The sequence below is a fragment of the Pseudomonas sp. D47 genome (genome assembly GCF_045447305.1).
GTDB lineage: Bacteria > Pseudomonadota > Gammaproteobacteria > Pseudomonadales > Pseudomonadaceae > Aquipseudomonas.
The window spans coordinates 54,723-68,060 of the sequence record NZ_JBJGXU010000006.1; the positions used below are offsets into that span (position 1 = coordinate 54,723).

Annotated in this window: 28 protein-coding genes and 1 tRNA gene; 19 read left to right on the forward strand and 10 right to left on the reverse strand. The window is 57.8% G+C overall.

The genetic code is table 11. The annotated features are described in order from the left end of the window. Positions 1-5: 5 nt before the first annotated feature. The 8 genes from ACI77I_RS06705 to ACI77I_RS06740 form a co-directional block, all read right to left on the reverse strand. Positions 6-203 (reverse strand): DUF4224 domain-containing protein, encoded by a 198-nt coding sequence (locus tag ACI77I_RS06705; RefSeq protein WP_406997170.1) that lies wholly within the window; start codon positions 201-203, stop codon positions 6-8. Between the two features lie 31 nt (positions 204-234). Then, positions 235-402 (reverse strand): hypothetical protein, encoded by a 168-nt coding sequence (locus ACI77I_RS06710; protein WP_406997171.1) that lies wholly within the window; start codon positions 400-402, stop codon positions 235-237. Then, positions 399-680: a hypothetical protein gene (locus ACI77I_RS06715; RefSeq protein WP_406997172.1), complete on the reverse strand. Its 282-nt coding sequence runs from the start codon at positions 678-680 to the stop codon at positions 399-401. The genes ACI77I_RS06710 and ACI77I_RS06715 overlap by 4 nt, the downstream gene beginning before the upstream one ends. After that, positions 668-1,117, reverse strand: a complete 450-nt coding sequence (locus tag ACI77I_RS06720) for a hypothetical protein (protein ID WP_406997173.1) — start codon at positions 1,115-1,117, stop codon at positions 668-670. Before ACI77I_RS06720 ends, ACI77I_RS06715 begins: the two co-directional genes overlap by 13 nt. Next, on the reverse strand, positions 1,114-1,566 hold the full coding sequence (locus ACI77I_RS06725) for a hypothetical protein (protein ID WP_406997174.1): 453 nt from the start codon (positions 1,564-1,566) through the stop codon (positions 1,114-1,116). The genes ACI77I_RS06720 and ACI77I_RS06725 overlap by 4 nt, the downstream gene beginning before the upstream one ends. Before the next feature lie 40 nt (positions 1,567-1,606). Then, on the reverse strand, positions 1,607-1,765 hold the full coding sequence (locus ACI77I_RS06730; RefSeq protein ID WP_406997175.1) for a hypothetical protein: 159 nt from the start codon (positions 1,763-1,765) through the stop codon (positions 1,607-1,609). 64 nt (positions 1,766-1,829) lie between these two features. Next, entirely contained in the window at positions 1,830-2,147 is a 318-nt protein-coding gene (locus ACI77I_RS06735; protein ID WP_406997176.1) for a response regulator transcription factor, read from the reverse strand. A gap of 134 nt (positions 2,148-2,281) precedes the next feature. Beyond that, positions 2,282-2,932: a LexA family protein gene (locus ACI77I_RS06740; RefSeq protein ID WP_406997177.1), complete on the reverse strand. Its 651-nt coding sequence runs from the start codon at positions 2,930-2,932 to the stop codon at positions 2,282-2,284. Positions 2,933-3,048: 116 nt separating this feature from the next. Between ACI77I_RS06740 and ACI77I_RS06745 the strand changes: the two genes are divergently transcribed. From ACI77I_RS06745 to ACI77I_RS06815, 15 genes are all read left to right on the forward strand, one after another. After that, entirely contained in the window at positions 3,049-3,348 is a 300-nt protein-coding gene (locus tag ACI77I_RS06745) for a transcriptional regulator (protein WP_406997178.1), read from the forward strand. Positions 3,349-3,494: 146 nt separating this feature from the next. Next, the gene (locus ACI77I_RS06750; RefSeq protein ID WP_406997179.1) at positions 3,495-3,842 is read left to right on the forward strand and encodes a hypothetical protein; all 348 of its coding nucleotides are present in this window, start codon (positions 3,495-3,497) and stop codon (positions 3,840-3,842) included. Continuing rightward, on the forward strand, positions 3,839-4,138 hold the full coding sequence (locus ACI77I_RS06755; RefSeq protein WP_406997180.1) for a hypothetical protein: 300 nt from the start codon (positions 3,839-3,841) through the stop codon (positions 4,136-4,138). Before ACI77I_RS06750 ends, ACI77I_RS06755 begins: the two co-directional genes overlap by 4 nt. Next, positions 4,135-4,443, forward strand: coding sequence for a hypothetical protein (locus tag ACI77I_RS06760; protein WP_406997181.1), 309 nt, complete (start codon positions 4,135-4,137; stop codon positions 4,441-4,443). The genes ACI77I_RS06755 and ACI77I_RS06760 overlap by 4 nt, the downstream gene beginning before the upstream one ends. Further along, the gene (locus ACI77I_RS06765) at positions 4,440-5,159 is read left to right on the forward strand and encodes a hypothetical protein (RefSeq protein WP_406997182.1); all 720 of its coding nucleotides are present in this window, start codon (positions 4,440-4,442) and stop codon (positions 5,157-5,159) included. Before ACI77I_RS06760 ends, ACI77I_RS06765 begins: the two co-directional genes overlap by 4 nt. Then, positions 5,159-5,950, forward strand: coding sequence for a phage antirepressor protein (locus tag ACI77I_RS06770; RefSeq protein ID WP_406997183.1), 792 nt, complete (start codon positions 5,159-5,161; stop codon positions 5,948-5,950). The genes ACI77I_RS06765 and ACI77I_RS06770 overlap by 1 nt, the downstream gene beginning before the upstream one ends. Beyond that, positions 5,950-6,372: a hypothetical protein gene (locus ACI77I_RS06775; protein WP_406997184.1), complete on the forward strand. Its 423-nt coding sequence runs from the start codon at positions 5,950-5,952 to the stop codon at positions 6,370-6,372. Before ACI77I_RS06770 ends, ACI77I_RS06775 begins: the two co-directional genes overlap by 1 nt. A gap of 222 nt (positions 6,373-6,594) precedes the next feature. Further along, complete coding sequence (locus ACI77I_RS06780; RefSeq protein WP_406997185.1) at positions 6,595-7,404, forward strand: helix-turn-helix domain-containing protein; 810 nt, start codon at positions 6,595-6,597, stop codon at positions 7,402-7,404. Continuing rightward, positions 7,401-7,871 carry a hypothetical protein gene (locus ACI77I_RS06785; RefSeq protein WP_406997186.1) on the forward strand — a complete coding sequence of 157 codons (471 nt, stop codon included), beginning with the start codon at positions 7,401-7,403 and terminating at the stop codon, positions 7,869-7,871. The genes ACI77I_RS06780 and ACI77I_RS06785 overlap by 4 nt, the downstream gene beginning before the upstream one ends. Continuing rightward, on the forward strand, positions 7,864-8,163 hold the full coding sequence (locus tag ACI77I_RS06790) for a hypothetical protein (RefSeq protein WP_406997187.1): 300 nt from the start codon (positions 7,864-7,866) through the stop codon (positions 8,161-8,163). Before ACI77I_RS06785 ends, ACI77I_RS06790 begins: the two co-directional genes overlap by 8 nt. Further along, the gene (locus tag ACI77I_RS06795; RefSeq protein WP_064450962.1) at positions 8,160-8,708 is read left to right on the forward strand and encodes a hypothetical protein; all 549 of its coding nucleotides are present in this window, start codon (positions 8,160-8,162) and stop codon (positions 8,706-8,708) included. The genes ACI77I_RS06790 and ACI77I_RS06795 overlap by 4 nt, the downstream gene beginning before the upstream one ends. A gap of 187 nt (positions 8,709-8,895) precedes the next feature. Next, positions 8,896-9,213 carry an FxLYD domain-containing protein gene (locus ACI77I_RS06800; RefSeq protein WP_167665322.1) on the forward strand — a complete coding sequence of 106 codons (318 nt, stop codon included), beginning with the start codon at positions 8,896-8,898 and terminating at the stop codon, positions 9,211-9,213. An 899-nt stretch (positions 9,214-10,112) separates the two neighbouring features. Next, positions 10,113-10,198 (forward strand) — tRNA-Ser (locus ACI77I_RS06805). Positions 10,199-10,303: 105 nt separating this feature from the next. Beyond that, on the forward strand, positions 10,304-10,813 hold the full coding sequence (locus ACI77I_RS06810; protein WP_406997188.1) for a hypothetical protein: 510 nt from the start codon (positions 10,304-10,306) through the stop codon (positions 10,811-10,813). A 4-nt stretch (positions 10,814-10,817) separates the two neighbouring features. Then, a complete protein-coding gene (locus ACI77I_RS06815; RefSeq protein ID WP_177046977.1) occupies positions 10,818-11,033 on the forward strand; it encodes a hypothetical protein in 216 nt (71 codons plus the stop codon). A 96-nt stretch (positions 11,034-11,129) separates the two neighbouring features. Here ACI77I_RS06815 and ACI77I_RS06820 read toward each other — a convergent pair whose 3' ends face one another. Together ACI77I_RS06820 and ACI77I_RS06825 are read right to left on the reverse strand one after the other, a co-directional pair. After that, positions 11,130-11,558: a type II toxin-antitoxin system HicB family antitoxin gene (locus ACI77I_RS06820; protein WP_406997189.1), complete on the reverse strand. Its 429-nt coding sequence runs from the start codon at positions 11,556-11,558 to the stop codon at positions 11,130-11,132. A 53-nt stretch (positions 11,559-11,611) separates the two neighbouring features. After that, the gene (locus ACI77I_RS06825; RefSeq protein ID WP_038413159.1) at positions 11,612-11,791 is read right to left on the reverse strand and encodes a type II toxin-antitoxin system HicA family toxin; all 180 of its coding nucleotides are present in this window, start codon (positions 11,789-11,791) and stop codon (positions 11,612-11,614) included. Between the two features lie 89 nt (positions 11,792-11,880). On the opposite strand from ACI77I_RS06825, the gene ACI77I_RS06830 reads away from it, so the two are divergent. From ACI77I_RS06830 to ACI77I_RS06845, 4 genes are read left to right on the forward strand one after another with little or no spacing between them, the layout of a single operon-like run. Then, the gene (locus tag ACI77I_RS06830; RefSeq protein WP_167665327.1) at positions 11,881-12,261 is read left to right on the forward strand and encodes a putative holin; all 381 of its coding nucleotides are present in this window, start codon (positions 11,881-11,883) and stop codon (positions 12,259-12,261) included. Next, on the forward strand, positions 12,254-12,538 hold the full coding sequence (locus tag ACI77I_RS06835) for a phage holin family protein (protein WP_167665328.1): 285 nt from the start codon (positions 12,254-12,256) through the stop codon (positions 12,536-12,538). The genes ACI77I_RS06830 and ACI77I_RS06835 overlap by 8 nt, the downstream gene beginning before the upstream one ends. A gap of 55 nt (positions 12,539-12,593) precedes the next feature. Continuing rightward, positions 12,594-12,839, forward strand: a complete 246-nt coding sequence (locus ACI77I_RS06840; RefSeq protein ID WP_167665329.1) for a hypothetical protein — start codon at positions 12,594-12,596, stop codon at positions 12,837-12,839. Positions 12,840-12,883: 44 nt separating this feature from the next. Beyond that, on the forward strand, positions 12,884-13,333 hold the full coding sequence (locus ACI77I_RS06845) for a proteasome subunit beta (protein ID WP_406997190.1): 450 nt from the start codon (positions 12,884-12,886) through the stop codon (positions 13,331-13,333). Positions 13,334-13,338 lie beyond the last annotated feature (5 nt).

The following is a 13,338-nucleotide window of genomic DNA, read 5'->3' on the forward strand; positions in this document are numbered from 1 at the left end:
GATCGTCACCTTGTCAGCCGCAGCTCCGGCCCTTTTCTTGATTGAACCCCACCCAACCGGCCAATGACAACTTGGCGCAGCACCTTCGGGTGCCCATCACCACCTACCGCGAACCCGTAGCGTTCGGCGGTCAGCCACTTTATCTGTGCCCCCGGCTTTTTATAGCCGGTCAGGTCGGCAACTTCCTCTGCTGTCAGAAACATACCTACCTCTCTTCGCCTCTTGGCATCAGGTTCAATCAACGCTCGGACTGCGCTGAAAGTGATCAGCCAGCACCCGGCGCGCGTCGATTCCGCACGAGGCCGACATCGTGTAGATCTGGCCGAAGGTGGTTTCCCGACGCTGCAGAGCGTTGAACAGCTCGATCAGGCGCTGGCCCATGGTTCCGTTGCGGCGGGTCATAGCTGGAACCCCTTTTGCTGCGGGAGCGGGGTGGCGGTCAATTGTTCGTTTTGGCACATGGAAGCGGCCAGAGAAGCCCGTGCCGATTGGCTTTCGTCGGTGGTGCTGCTGGTGGGCTTCTGTAGGAGCGAACTGTCCGGCAGGCAGCTAATCCCAGTGCCGGCGATGATCCAGCAGGTGACGCCGCGCACGCTGTCGTGCTGAACGTCGATCAACTGCTGGTCGGCATTGGCCTGGCCAACCACGACCACCAGGATGATGAGCATCAATTTGCGCATGTGAGTGCCTCCCAGGTGTTGCCGTTGAATATTTCGCAGGTCAGCTCCGAGAGCGGGATAGGTGTTGCTGTGGACAGCCAATCGGAGGACGTGCCGCCACGCTTCTTGCCATTGCGCTCCATGACTCGACGTTCATCGCGGCCAATTCCGGCGTGCTGGCAGGCGTCCCGCCATTCCAAGAGGCGTAGATCGTCAGCAGGAAGGCCGAAGCGAGCGCAACCGAAGCTCTCGTGTTGTTGGCGCATGCTCAGCAGCTTGAGCTTTACGCGGTGCATCACGGCCTTGCCGGCCGTTGCCTCCCAGGAGCGATTGCGGGAAAACCAAAGCAGTGCTGGTTCGCCTTCCCGGCCACCAGCATTGGAAGGGCGCAGTTCGCCGGAATCGAGGATCAGGGGCAGGTGCTGGGAAACGCTGGTGTAGTGGTAGACGAGCGTCATGGGTGCAACTCCTCGAGTCGGGCCTGGCGCATTGCGTCGTCAACGTTCTTGTCCAGGTCGTGCCCGAAGTAAACGGTTTCATCGCGAGCCACGCACAGATCGGTATCGATGTCGGTTACGCGGTCGCGGTCGCGAAGCCACTCGTAGCGCTTGGCATTGGCTGCCATCTTCACTCGGTCGTCGATGTGCATCGAGTCTGCAACTACCGATGATTCCTCTGCTGTTCGTTTGTCCTGCACTGCATCTGCAAGGCCAAGTACCGCGAAAATTCCGTACATCCCAGCGGAAAGCGCGACAAACAGAAACGCAAACATCGCGTTTTCGCCGCACGATGGGCTAACTAAGTCCGGCGCGGTTTCCATCAGCACAACACTGATAATGGCAGCGACAACTGCTCCGATGATCACGTTCCGGAGAAGCCTCCAGAGGTTGAATTTCTTACGGTCCATGTCCAACTCCTGCTGTTAATTTTGATGATGGTGGAGGGGGTTAGTAGCCCAGCCAGGCGAGGACATTCGCCGACTTGTATTGCTCGTGAACACCGAGGTCTTCATCGAACTCCTCGATGCTTGATCCGTGCTTTTTTACTTCTGCCAGGGCCTCTGCGCGGGTAACGACGGGCGGCCAGCTCTCTTGGTAGGTATCCATTTCGCTTTCCTTGGGCCGAACAGATCCCGGCCGCGTTTTTGGCTTTCGCAAAAATCAGGTTGGGTTAGGCGATAAACGTACCTTGGTACTGGTCGCTGTCCTCCTGGCGCTGCGGGCCAGGGTTGGGCGCAATCACACAAGCGGTCTGGATTAGGCCGAGGGCAAAGGCTTTTGCAACGAGAGCAGCCCGACGTGTCACGCCCAACTTGGTCGTCAGAGCCAGAAGGCGCTTGTCGACGGTGTCAGGCGAGACACCCAGGTCGCGAGCGGCCTCTTTGGAGGTCTGACCGGACGCCACTGCCATCAAGCATTGCAGCTCGCGCGGAGCTGCGCCACGACCCAAGAAGCCGGTAAAGCCTGCGAAGTTGATGGTGGTGGTCATGTTGGTAGCTCCATGCGGGTTGCGATGGAGTGAAATCTACAATCAATTTCAAATAACTACAATATTAAATTGTATTTATTTTTCAGTCACAAAAAAACCGCCAGTGAGGCGGCTTCAATCAATAGGTCGTCTGGCTACATGAAGACAGATTTCGGCATGCGTCCATCGACTACCGTGCCAACTACCTCCCATTCTCCGTCCATTGGGGTGGTTGGAAATGCAGGGTTCAGCGGCTTTAGGTAAAAGCGGCCTGCGTCTCGTATGAATTGCTTGAAGGTGGCCTCGTTGGTGTCGGTCATTCGGGCGACCACATACTGGCCTGACCTGGGCTCAGTCTCGGGAGCTACAAGAATGAGAAAGCCTTCCGGGAAAGAGTTTCCTGAGTGTGCGGTCATTGAGTTGCCGACCACCCTTAACCAAAATGCGTCTTCACCCGCCCAGACATCAGAGGAGTGCATTTCGCAGGCAGTTATGTTCGCAGTTTCCATTGCTTCTGTTGCAGCTCCAGCTTGCACCCAGCTAATTTCTGGATATGAAAATGATCTCGTCGGCTGAAGCGTGAACTCCACATTGGAGCCGAGATCGAGAGGACCCACCGGCACTCCACTTTCGCCCATCAGCCAAGAAGCGGAAACGCCCAACTCATCCCCAATCTTCTTCAGCATGGCGTGCCTTGGGACGTTCTTATCAGCCTCCCAGGCCTGCACGGACTGAGGCGTGACGCCGAGGCGCCTCGCCAGTTCGGACTGATTCAAATTGAGCTGTTCGCGGGCAAGTGCGATCAATTGGCCTGTCGTTCGTTTTTTCATTGCTCAAAAATACAACTTTGTATTGTAGTTGGCATTGCAATTCTAAATTTCATGTCGTAGCCTGATATGTAATCAAAAATTGTAGGTGTCACATGAGCGGAGTTAACCCTATTGACAGGGCTGTCGCTGTAGCGGGAAGCCAGTCCTCGTTGTCGAGGATATTGTGCTGTACCCCCCAAAATGTTCAGCGAATGTGTTCGACCGGGCATGTTCCGACGAAGCATGTACTGAAGATTGAAGCAGCTACGGGAGTCAGTCGTCACGAGCTGCGCCCTGATATCTACCCAGACCATTCGCCGACCTTGAGCGCAAATGTACGCCCAACCTCATTGCCAGGTAAGTCCACTGCTGGTGCTGTGAATCCATCCAGTGCCGCGCAGACCGCGCCATGAATCCTCACCAAACCTCCCAGTTTTTGCTGAGCGGCTGACTTTTCAGGCGCCCACAAAAAAGCCCGACCTGAGTCGAGCTTCTTAGTTGCTACCTGTTACCAGCAGGTGGCTTTGGCATCACTTTGTCTTCCGAAGGACAAAACAACATGCAAAACGAAAATACCACCGGACTTAACCGGACGCAATACCCAGATAAGGACGACGTAACTACGGAGTCTCAGTCGGTCGCCATCGTGCCCGCCGAAAAGCGCCATGACGTTGCAGCAATGCTCATCGCCGAGCGCAAGCACGCAACCACCTGGTGGACGATCCTCAACGAAATGCGCCAGCGCCGGGAACTGCCCGGGTGGGCTCTCAAGATGTCCGCTGGAGCCCATCCATCTTGGGATAGCTGGGATGCCGACTGCCGGGTAACAAATATGGCACTGCTTGCATATGACGGGCACTTGAATTTTGCGGAAGGCGTGACATTCGCCCAAGGCGGTGCCCAGTGACCACTCTCAACCGTTCCGCCCTAGAAATCGCCCACGACGCCCACGACGCCCACGACGATCTCGGTGGCGCCCAGCTCGTATTGAGCAAGCTCGAATCACTGATGCATGCAGCGCTGGCTGCAAAGCCCATGAGCCCGCACATCTACAACCTGCTGGATATCGCCTGGAATCTGGCGGCTGATGCAGCGAATACCACCTCTGGCGCCTTTGAAGAGATCGGTAAGGCTCTCGAAAACTGCGCGCCACAAAACGAGCAATTCGAAAACGTGGCGCGACAAAGTGGGGTGGCTGAATGAATTCATCACCGTCAGTCATCACCCATGTTTCCGGCGAGCCTATGCGCGCCGTGCTGCTGGACGCTCAGCAGATGTGCAGCATGAACTTTGCTCGGGATGAGTTCGACAAGCTGTCGCGCATCCTTCAGCCCCTGCTCGACACCATGCTGTGCCGCCAAGATGAAGGGCCCGCTTGCGATATCGCCCGCCATCTTGAGCAAATCCGCATCTTCAGTGGCAACTTTCTTGTACGCCACCGCGACCTCGGCGCCTCCTTTGGCGTCGTCGGTAGTCGGCCCGGCATTGATGTCGAGGTGCGGCCATGAAAACCGACACAACGCATCGCCTCACCCGCACCCAGTACCGGGCATTCGCCGAGCAGGCCAAGCAGGCCGGTTGCTCGCTGAGCCTTTCTACGTTCCGCGCCCTCGGCAATTGCTGGGGCATCTTCGATCCTCGCGCCAGGCTGGTGTGCTTGGATGTTTCGGCAGATGAGCTCGCGTTCACCGAGGGCTGTGGCATCCAGCTTTCCACCAGTGTGGAAACCGCTCGACTGCGCAGCAATCAGCGGCCTGAAATCGACTGGTCCGTTCTTGAGGATCACGAAATTTACCCGTTCATCGTTGCTCATGAGATCGGGCACCGCGTTGACAACTTCTGCTACTGGGCGCCGGCGCGCATTGAGGATGGCCAGGTCAGAACGCGTTGTGAGCGAACGATCCGCAGCATCAACGAAGTTTTGGCTGACCGCTATGCCTGGAGCCAGATTCGTCCAGGTGAGCCGGTGCCACTGTGCGAACTCGGCAAAAGCCTTCAGGAGGAGGTCGCCGCTGATATTGCTCTGATGGATAAGCATATGCCCAGGGTTCGGCGGGAGCCTCGCAAGCTCCCGGCCGGCCAATACCTGCATATTCCTGAGGTGATGCTCCTGACCGATTCGATGGTTTCGTTCATCGGCACCGGTGTCTCGGCGAGCGCCATCACCGATGCGCGCACCAGACCAAGAACCTATCGTCGCGACTCTCGCTCGAGGGCTTACTGATGACCATCGCCAAATTCCAAGACGGCGGTGCCGTCACCATGACCAGCCTCGAACTGGTCGACTTCATCAATGGGCGCCGCGCAGAAGATGATCCAGTTTTGGATCATGCCGACTTCATGAAGAAGGTGCCGCGGGTGCTGAAAAAAGATGCCGGAAAATTTTCCGATATCTATTTCGACAGCATGAACCGTCGACAGAAATGCTACCGCTTCCCGAAACGCGAATCGTGCCTGATGGCCATGTCCTACAGCTACGACCTGCAGGCCGCAGTGTTCGACTACATGACCGAGCTGGAACAGAGGTTGGCGCAACAGAACGCCTTCGTCCTGCCTCGCACCAGGGCCGAGGCTATGCGCCTTGCTGCCGATCTGGAGGAGCAGAACGAGGTGCTGGCGCTGGAAAACCAGCAGCAGGCCGAAACCATAGCCAGCCTGGAAAGCCTGTTCATGACCGGCGAGACGCCGACTCAGTTCTGCAAGCGACTGAATGGCGTGAATTGCTCCCGTGTGAACAGCTCATTGCTGGCGTTGGGCTGGCTATGGGACGCCGCAACCGAAGAAAACAGCAAGCCCCGCTATCGGGTGGCGAGCCGTGTTCGGGACCGCTACTTGACAGAGCGCCCGAGAAAAATCAGCGCCGAGGGCGTTGACCCATTCATCAAATACGACTTGGTCCTACTGATCGACGGCGCCCGACGCCTGCATCAGCTCTACATGAAGAGCGAGCTCGCCATGAAATCAAAATGGGACGGTCAGCACACCTTGGCCAAGTACGACGGGAGCGCCAACTGATGAGCAAGAAACCTACAAAAGCCCAAACGGTTGGACGTGTTTTCGACTTGGCGGTTGAGTTTTATGTCGCTCAGTCAGTAGCTCGAATTTTGCGCGAGCGTCTGCACGCCGAGTACAGCGCTTTCTTCTGGGCAAATGGAGAAGTTGAAACCGGATATCGGCGGATAGATCCGTCGAACCCGGCCTACGCGCCGGTCATTGCTCACACCGCCGAAGCCTATGCGCGGTACCAAAAGGCCAGGTCGGCTAAGAACAACGCCAAGCGCCGCATGGAAAACGCTATCCGCGCCGCGATTGGTCCTGTCGTGGTCGACTCCACGCCGACAGCAGCGCCACCGATAGTGGCTAAGCCAACAGTGGCCAGGCGGCCGGAGCTGAAGTTGGTAAAGCGCACTACTGACTGCGGGGAGACTCTTCAATGACCACCACCAACCCTCTTGCCCCCCCCCCCAGGACGCCCGTACAGCGCCGGTAATCGTCGGCCCCTGGCCGAGCTATGCCTCGTTCGCCGATCTGCCCGAGCGCGAGCGCTGGAAGATGTACGGGTCGGCCAAGGCCTATCGCGAAGCACTGGAGAATCAGGGGTTCGTCATGGCTGAGGCTTATCGCGACTTCATCAGCCGTGTGACGCGGGAGCTGAATGTATGAGTGGGCCTGACATTCTGCGCAAGTTCCAGGGCGTGTGGATTCCGGCCGAGCTGTGGAAGGATCGAACGCTCTCAATCACCGAGAAGGTCATGCTGGTGGAAATAGGCAGCCTTGAGGATGACGAAAGGGGTTGCTATGCCAGCAACGCCAAGTTCGCTGAGTTCTTTGATCTTTCGATATCCAGGGTGTCCGAGATCATCAGCGGGCTCGCTGAAAAGCGCCTGGTTTCGGTGGAGCAGATCCGCGATGGCGTACGTGTAGTCGAGCGCCGGATTCGACTGATTCACCCCTTCGGAAAACCGAATACCCCTTCGGAAAACGCCGCGAACCCCTTCGGAAAAAACGGTGAACCCCCTTCGGAAAACACGCAGGGGAGTAATACATTACTGAGCAATACAATGAGGGTAATCAAAACCCCTTCCGCTAGCGCTCCAGATAAGCCGAAAAAAGCTGCTGGAAAACCACGAACTTCGAAGTTCGATCCACTGACCGCCAAGCCCGCGAACGTTTCTGCGGAGGCCTGGGCCGGGTTCTGCGAGATGCGTAAATCCAAGCGCAAGGAATTGACCGAGCGCGCTTGCCAGTTAATTGCCAAAAAACTGGCAGGGCACGCCGAACCCGACGCTGTGCTGGACAACTCCACCACCAATTCTTGGACCGATATTTACCCGAGTTCGGTGCTTCCCGGTGTTGGGGCAAAAAACGGCAAGCCATCTCGGCACACCAACTTCGACCAGATCAACCACGAAGACGGCCTCGAGCAGCAGGCCGACGGCACCTACCGAATCGCGAGCGTGACACCATGACCACAACCCCCAAGTACACCCTGGAAACCCGGGCAGGCGAATGCCAAGTGGATGGCCGCTTCGCTGATCACCTGGTGCAACAGTTCGGCGCCGATCCTATTTGGCTCGGTTGCCCGCGTTGCCACTTCGACGCTCGCCACTCACAGGACTTCGATCAGCGCTCGACAGCGGTGGGCATCCAGCGCGACAGGTTGCTGAACGAGCGCCTGCTCGATGCCTGTATCCCCGATCGCTTCATGACCTGCACCCTGGAAAACTGGAACGCGGGTACTCCAACACAGGCGCAAGCGCTGGCCGCGTGCGGTGGTTTCGTCGAAGCATTCGATGAGAACTTCGCCGTCGGGCGCTCCGCGATGCTGCTGGGTACCGTAGGCACCGGGAAAACCCACTTGGGCGCCGCCATGCTGCAGGCGGTGATCCGTGAGCACGCCCAGGATGGTCTGCGCGGGCTCTACCTCAATGAGTAACGTCACTGCGGCATCGCCGCGCAAAAGTCTGTTCGAGCACGAGCGCAAATTCCTCAAGATCGCCGGCGAGAGCCTGGCCAAGGAGAAACTCGGCGGTGCCGCCGCTATGGCTTGCCTCTTGGATATGGTCGCCAGTTGGCACGCCACCAGGGTCAATATTGAGTTCGGGGATTACTGCAAACGCTGGGTGGCCGAGGGGAATGCAAAGAGCAAATCGGCTGACAAGCTGCTGCGCAATATCCTTGGCCTGGACGACAACCCACCACCACGTCGAATCCGGAGGGCTGCATGAGCGTATACCGCAGCGCAGAGCACGCCGTAATGCGTGCAATGAACGTCGACTCGATATCGCTCCACAAAGGCGCTGGGTGGCAGAACAAGTACAAACCTGACGCATGGGAGGCTGAGCGCGCCGACAATCCTTGCCCAATGGATCGGTTTGATCAACTGACCCAGGACAGCATGACCCGAGCGCTATTACGCCGAGTACTGGCGGCGCCGCAGTGGCATATCTTGGTGGCCCACTTCATGGTCGACCTTGACGGCTCAACCCAGCAGCAGCGCTTCGCCGCGATTGCGCACCTGGCCCGGTCAGCACCCGGCAAGTCTCACCACCTGTTCAGGACCAAGTGCGTGACGGCATGGGCAACACCGCGCCTTCCGGAGTCTTTCATGGTGCTGCACACCTGGGACAATGCCGAGACGCCCACGCCAGAAAAGACGCTGTATCGGTGGCGGTCTGACCTGCGCAAATGGCTGGAGGCCGAGCGGGACACGGCAATCGCTTCAGCCTGGGTTATTCTCAATGAAGCGGGGCTGATAGCAGAAGCGGCTTGACGAACTGAGAAAATGAGAATCTAATTCACCACATTGCGGTTGTGTGTCTAGGAGATGCACTGCCGCCGAACCCGACCATAGTGTTGGGTTTTTTTATGCCTGGGTTTAAGGCGTTGCTGTGATGATCCGTTGACAGCCTCCGCTGGTTGGGCAAAGGTTGAGCTCTATTCAAAATGGAGCAGTACCGATGCGGAAGATCCTCGCCATAGCAGCACTTCTTATGTCCACGGCTGTAATTGCAGATGACCGGGTAACGTTGTCCGATATTCATGCAGGCCAGGCGCCGGAAGGATTCACCGCAGTAATGGGCACGGCTCATAACAATACCAATGCGCCGCTGAAAGCTGTATTTGTGAAGTTCAAACTCTATGACGCGGGCGGGAATGTCATCGGAAACACAGTTGCTCACGCAACGGACATTGGCGCCGGGGAGAACTGGAAGTTTTCAGCACCAACCACCGCGCCATTTGCCCAAGCCAAACTGAGCGGCATTGACATCTACTGATTCCGTTTTATGAAAGCCCGACCACAGCGTCGGGTTTTTTTATGTCCAAAAAACGATGTGAGAGCCATAGCCAGGGTGGGCCTTAGGGCAGGGCCTGGACGCTAGTGCAGCGCTATCGCGTGCTACCGGCCTTGAGCATTGCCACAAACCTGGATAGTCGGGCACTAGATTCTGCATAGCCCCCGAAATCCGGCGAGTCAACGAACCGCCATTCACCGTCACGCCATTCAGCATCGCAATTTGTGGGCTTCTGCGGGTTGAAGACTACCTCGCAATCACCGAAGCCCTGCCCAGCACTGTATATGGTTGCAACGACAGCGATAGTTTGCCCTATTTGTATCCATTGACCTGGTCTAATTTCAGGACGATCAGACATGATAGATATGACCCCGAAGCAGAGAGTGTTTGGTGCATTCAAGAAACTGTTGAAGATGACTGATTCTGATATCAGCCTTGACGCCGAACGCGCCCGTATGAAGCTTGCACTCGAGAGGTGCATTTCTTGGGAAGATCAATTGCGCGATGTCGACGACACTGAGCATCTTAGCCCTTCAAGCGTAGACAAAAGCTGAGCGCACCGCTTGCGCAATTCTGCGCAGTGAATGCGCACCTGCGCAGTTTGCGCAAAACCACACGCCACAAGGGCTGCGTGAATACTCCACGGGATTGGAATTGCGCATATTGCGCAGCTGATGCCCGATTGTTTTATGCAGGTTATCGTCCAGGCAGCTGGGCTAAGTCGGTAGAGGCGTCGTCTAATCCCGTGCGGACAATGGGCGGCTACGCGATGAGAGGGCAGGGTACGTGACCCGGCGATCTGCCCCACCAGAGCTGGAGTGTTGCACCAGCCACCTGCACCCATTCAAGAGCCCCGCCATCGTGCGGGGTTTTGCGTTTCTGGAAGGCGGCGCCAAGTGGTAGGCGATCCGGTTTGAACCCGGTGCTGCTGGAAACGGTAGGGGTTCGACTCCTCCGCCTTCCGCCAATCATCAATTTTCATGTGGGTGAATGCTCAAGGATGAGCAATGGCCGGATCAGCAGCATGGATCGCGTCCGGTTGCCCGCGCCTATTACGACCTGGAGATCCGCAATGCAGAGCCATGACTACGTGCCGGGTTTGTCCGGGCGGAAGCTCGACAGCGTCAGCGGTGAAACCGAGATCAAATCTTGCATCCTCGGCAGCACGGCCACGGCGCCTGAGCGCCAGATGGTATCGGTCGAGGTTGCCAGCTTCAGCAAGTACGATTTGCCCAAGAATGCCGCCAACCTGCTCCAGTTCATGCAGGCAGAGCTTGAGCGGGTGCCGGAGGAGTATCGCCACGCCGCCGAGTTTGAAGAGTTCGACGCGAGCTACGGCGATGAGTCTTTCAATGCGCGTTTGTTCCTGAGCTACTCCCGCCTCGAAACCGAGGAAGAGCTGGCTGGCCGCCTGGAAAAGGCGAATTCGGCCAGTAGGCTCGTGGTGTCAAGTGATCGAATAGAGATCACCGCCGGCGGTCACGTCATGTTCGTGATGGCCGCTGAGCCGCCATTCGTTTTGCACGCTGACACATGCCTCATCAACAGCCGATTGATTGCCGGCATCCAACCAGACGGGTGACACCATGCCTTACGTAGTAATCCCTCAGCCCTTCCCGAAGTCGCCACTGCAAACGCAGTTCGACACAGAGGACGAGGCGAACGCCCGCGCTCAAGCGATGATCGAGCAGGCACCGCAGCAAGCCGTATATGTCGCTGAGTTGAAGACGCTGTACCAGGGCCAGGTGACTGTCACCACGGCCCCAGCGGTCACTCAGCCAAAGAATCCCGAGCAGGGGTGATTGCACAGCCACGCCGTGAGGCGTTGCAGCGACGTGCCGTATCGTCGAGATGACGACACACAAGCACAAACCGCCAGGGTTCGCCCTGGCACCTATTCAGGCTGCCTCGACAGACACCGACAGGCGTTTGCCGAGAGCGGCCAAGGCGTTTTCCAGCTGCTCCATCTTCGACGTGTGCAGGAAGTCGACCAGGCGATCCCCCTGGGCCTGGTGAACGCCCAGCAGCCGGCACAAGTCGGCCTTGCGCATATCCCGATCCATCATCGAGTTCCACAGGACAATCTTTGCCACGGTCACCGCTGGCAAGTAGATGACGTGTTCGCCCGCCTGTGCGGCGGATGCCTCTGGAATAGCCCGGCGCTCGTCGACGTAGATGGACAGCGCGCTTTCAATCGCATCCAGCGCTTCACGGATCGCGTGTTCTTTGTCGTCGCCGTAGCTGTTGAGCTCTGGCAGGTCGCGGCAGAACACGGCCAGGCCGGGAGCGCTGTCGTCCTGCTCAAAGCGGATTGCGTAGTTGTACATGGTCACTCCTTTGGAGGTGATCGCTCAGCGTGCAGATGTGGTGAAGGGGCTCATCAGAGCCCCAGTTGTTTAATGATCGCCTTGCGGGTCGGTTCGGGCATTTCCTTGCTTCCGTGATCCGCGAAGGTGGTCCTGTTGCCGTTTGGGGCGGTTACTTTGAAGTGGCTTCCCTTGCCAGCTTCGAAGGTCACCCCCTGGGCCTTCAACCATCGTCTGAACTCGCTGAACTTCATCACCTCGCCTCGTTGTTGGGGTGAGATCAATCTACAACACTTCTGTAGTAGTACAACACTTTTGTAGTTTTCTTTATGGAGTAGCACCGATGGCCGAACTGAGTACCGGTGCACTCGCCGCGACAGCCACCATTGGCATGACCACCGCAAGCCTGATTCCCGGTGTTGACATCAACGCGATGATCGGCGGATTCGCGGGCGCCATGTTCTTCGTGGCATACGCGAAAGATCTACGCCCCCGGGCATTGCTGGGCTATTTCTTCGCCTCTTGGGCGCTCGGGTACTACGTGGCCAGCGAGATCATCAGTCGCGACTGGGCCAAGACATCCGGCCTCGTTGCATTCTTCGGCGCTCTGTTCTGCGTCGTCATCTGTATCAGCCTTTTGGAATGGTTCGAAGGCGGCAAGGTGCCGGGCTGGTTGCGGTTCATTGCTGCCTTCTTCGGACGCTCGGGAGGTCGCAATGGTTGACCCTTGGACATTCATAGCTGGCGCCCTATGTGGCGCCATATGCCTGCGCATCGCCGTGTATCGCCGACAGGGCGCCCGGTACCGCGCCGGCGTCTCATGGATGGCGTACCTGCTTGCCGTCGGCACAGGGTGCGAATCGCTGAGTATCACGCTGTCAGTGATGCTCGCTAAACCGGTGCCAGCCGTTTCCCCTTTCATCCTTGCGGTGTTGTTCGTCCTCCTGGTGCTTGTCTATCGAGCGCGCGGGAATGTCGCACGCATTCTGCGAATGGATTAAGTCCGCGCCACGTTTTCGAATGCGCCAAATCGTGGCGCGCAATTGGAGAGAATCCATGACCCCCGAGCAATTTGCATACTGGCTGCAAGGCTTCACTGAGCTGAACCCAGACATGGATCAGCCCACCCCGGCGCAATGGAAGGCCATCAAGGATCACCTGGCCACTGTGTTCAACAAGGTCACTCCTACGGGCGAAAGACGCTGGCGGCGTCCGGCTGATCCCAACTCAGACCCGGCCAGCCCTGGCTTTCTGCTGCTCCAGGCGCACCTGAATGGCCAGCCTCCAACGGTCACCTGCTAGGTGGCTGCGCCTTCCCGCTCAAAGCCTTAAATCATGGTGCCTCAATGACGACGATTGCCTACAAAGACGGCGTAATCGCCTATGACGGGCGCCAGGTCCGTAACGATCGCATCGTTTCTGACAGCGCGCCGAAGTGCGTGGTTGTCGATGGTGTCAGCTTCTTTCTGTCAGGCGCCGTATGCGACGAAAAGGCTTTGATCGCTGCCTACTTCGGAACTCCATCGTCAGTTCCCTTGGAGTGCTCAGGTTATGCCGTTGACGGCGGCAAACTGATGATGATCGGTCACGACGACACGACCGGGATATGGAAACAGGATCTCGATCCAGCGAACCCGGACGCGATCGGCAGTGGTACGCCCTACGCTCTTGCCGCAATGGATATGGGTGCAAGCGCGGAGGAGGCGGTGCGCGCTGCGATGAAGCGGGATATCTACACGGGCGGCACGGTCCGCACTGTCAACATAACTCCAGGGGAGCCGAGGGCTACGCCATGACCACG

Bases quoted from the DNA above. Each gene is read 5' to 3' on its own strand.
- ACI77I_RS06835 (WP_167665328.1), top strand. From the start codon at position 12,254: ATGGTTGACCCTTGGACATTCATAGCTGGCGCCCTATGTGGCGCCATA.
- ACI77I_RS06720 (WP_406997173.1), bottom strand. From the start codon at position 1,117: ATGACGCTCGTCTACCACTACACCAGCGTTTCCCAGCACCTGCCCCTG.
- ACI77I_RS06825 (WP_038413159.1), bottom strand. From the start codon at position 11,791: ATGAAGTTCAGCGAGTTCAGACGATGGTTGAAGGCCCAGGGGGTGACC.
- ACI77I_RS06760 (WP_406997181.1), top strand. From the start codon at position 4,135: ATGAATTCATCACCGTCAGTCATCACCCATGTTTCCGGCGAGCCTATG.
- ACI77I_RS06745 (WP_406997178.1), top strand. From the start codon at position 3,049: ATGAGCGGAGTTAACCCTATTGACAGGGCTGTCGCTGTAGCGGGAAGC.
- ACI77I_RS06710 (WP_406997171.1), bottom strand. From the start codon at position 402: ATGACCCGCCGCAACGGAACCATGGGCCAGCGCCTGATCGAGCTGTTC.
- ACI77I_RS06705 (WP_406997170.1), bottom strand. From the start codon at position 203: ATGTTTCTGACAGCAGAGGAAGTTGCCGACCTGACCGGCTATAAAAAG.
- ACI77I_RS06820 (WP_406997189.1), bottom strand. From the start codon at position 11,558: ATGTACAACTACGCAATCCGCTTTGAGCAGGACGACAGCGCTCCCGGC.
- ACI77I_RS06790 (WP_406997187.1), top strand. From the start codon at position 7,864: ATGAGTAACGTCACTGCGGCATCGCCGCGCAAAAGTCTGTTCGAGCAC.
- ACI77I_RS06830 (WP_167665327.1), top strand. From the start codon at position 11,881: ATGGCCGAACTGAGTACCGGTGCACTCGCCGCGACAGCCACCATTGGC.
- ACI77I_RS06775 (WP_406997184.1), top strand. From the start codon at position 5,950: ATGAGCAAGAAACCTACAAAAGCCCAAACGGTTGGACGTGTTTTCGAC.
- ACI77I_RS06765 (WP_406997182.1), top strand. From the start codon at position 4,440: ATGAAAACCGACACAACGCATCGCCTCACCCGCACCCAGTACCGGGCA.
- ACI77I_RS06815 (WP_177046977.1), top strand. From the start codon at position 10,818: ATGCCTTACGTAGTAATCCCTCAGCCCTTCCCGAAGTCGCCACTGCAA.
- ACI77I_RS06730 (WP_406997175.1), bottom strand. From the start codon at position 1,765: ATGGATACCTACCAAGAGAGCTGGCCGCCCGTCGTTACCCGCGCAGAG.
- ACI77I_RS06750 (WP_406997179.1), top strand. From the start codon at position 3,495: ATGCAAAACGAAAATACCACCGGACTTAACCGGACGCAATACCCAGAT.
- ACI77I_RS06845 (WP_406997190.1), top strand. From the start codon at position 12,884: ATGACGACGATTGCCTACAAAGACGGCGTAATCGCCTATGACGGGCGC.
- ACI77I_RS06800 (WP_167665322.1), top strand. From the start codon at position 8,896: ATGCGGAAGATCCTCGCCATAGCAGCACTTCTTATGTCCACGGCTGTA.
- ACI77I_RS06785 (WP_406997186.1), top strand. From the start codon at position 7,401: ATGACCACAACCCCCAAGTACACCCTGGAAACCCGGGCAGGCGAATGC.
- ACI77I_RS06795 (WP_064450962.1), top strand. From the start codon at position 8,160: ATGAGCGTATACCGCAGCGCAGAGCACGCCGTAATGCGTGCAATGAAC.
- ACI77I_RS06715 (WP_406997172.1), bottom strand. From the start codon at position 680: ATGCGCAAATTGATGCTCATCATCCTGGTGGTCGTGGTTGGCCAGGCC.
- ACI77I_RS06840 (WP_167665329.1), top strand. From the start codon at position 12,594: ATGACCCCCGAGCAATTTGCATACTGGCTGCAAGGCTTCACTGAGCTG.
- ACI77I_RS06770 (WP_406997183.1), top strand. From the start codon at position 5,159: ATGACCATCGCCAAATTCCAAGACGGCGGTGCCGTCACCATGACCAGC.
- ACI77I_RS06725 (WP_406997174.1), bottom strand. From the start codon at position 1,566: ATGGACCGTAAGAAATTCAACCTCTGGAGGCTTCTCCGGAACGTGATC.
- ACI77I_RS06735 (WP_406997176.1), bottom strand. From the start codon at position 2,147: ATGACCACCACCATCAACTTCGCAGGCTTTACCGGCTTCTTGGGTCGT.
- ACI77I_RS06810 (WP_406997188.1), top strand. From the start codon at position 10,304: ATGCAGAGCCATGACTACGTGCCGGGTTTGTCCGGGCGGAAGCTCGAC.
- ACI77I_RS06780 (WP_406997185.1), top strand. From the start codon at position 6,595: ATGAGTGGGCCTGACATTCTGCGCAAGTTCCAGGGCGTGTGGATTCCG.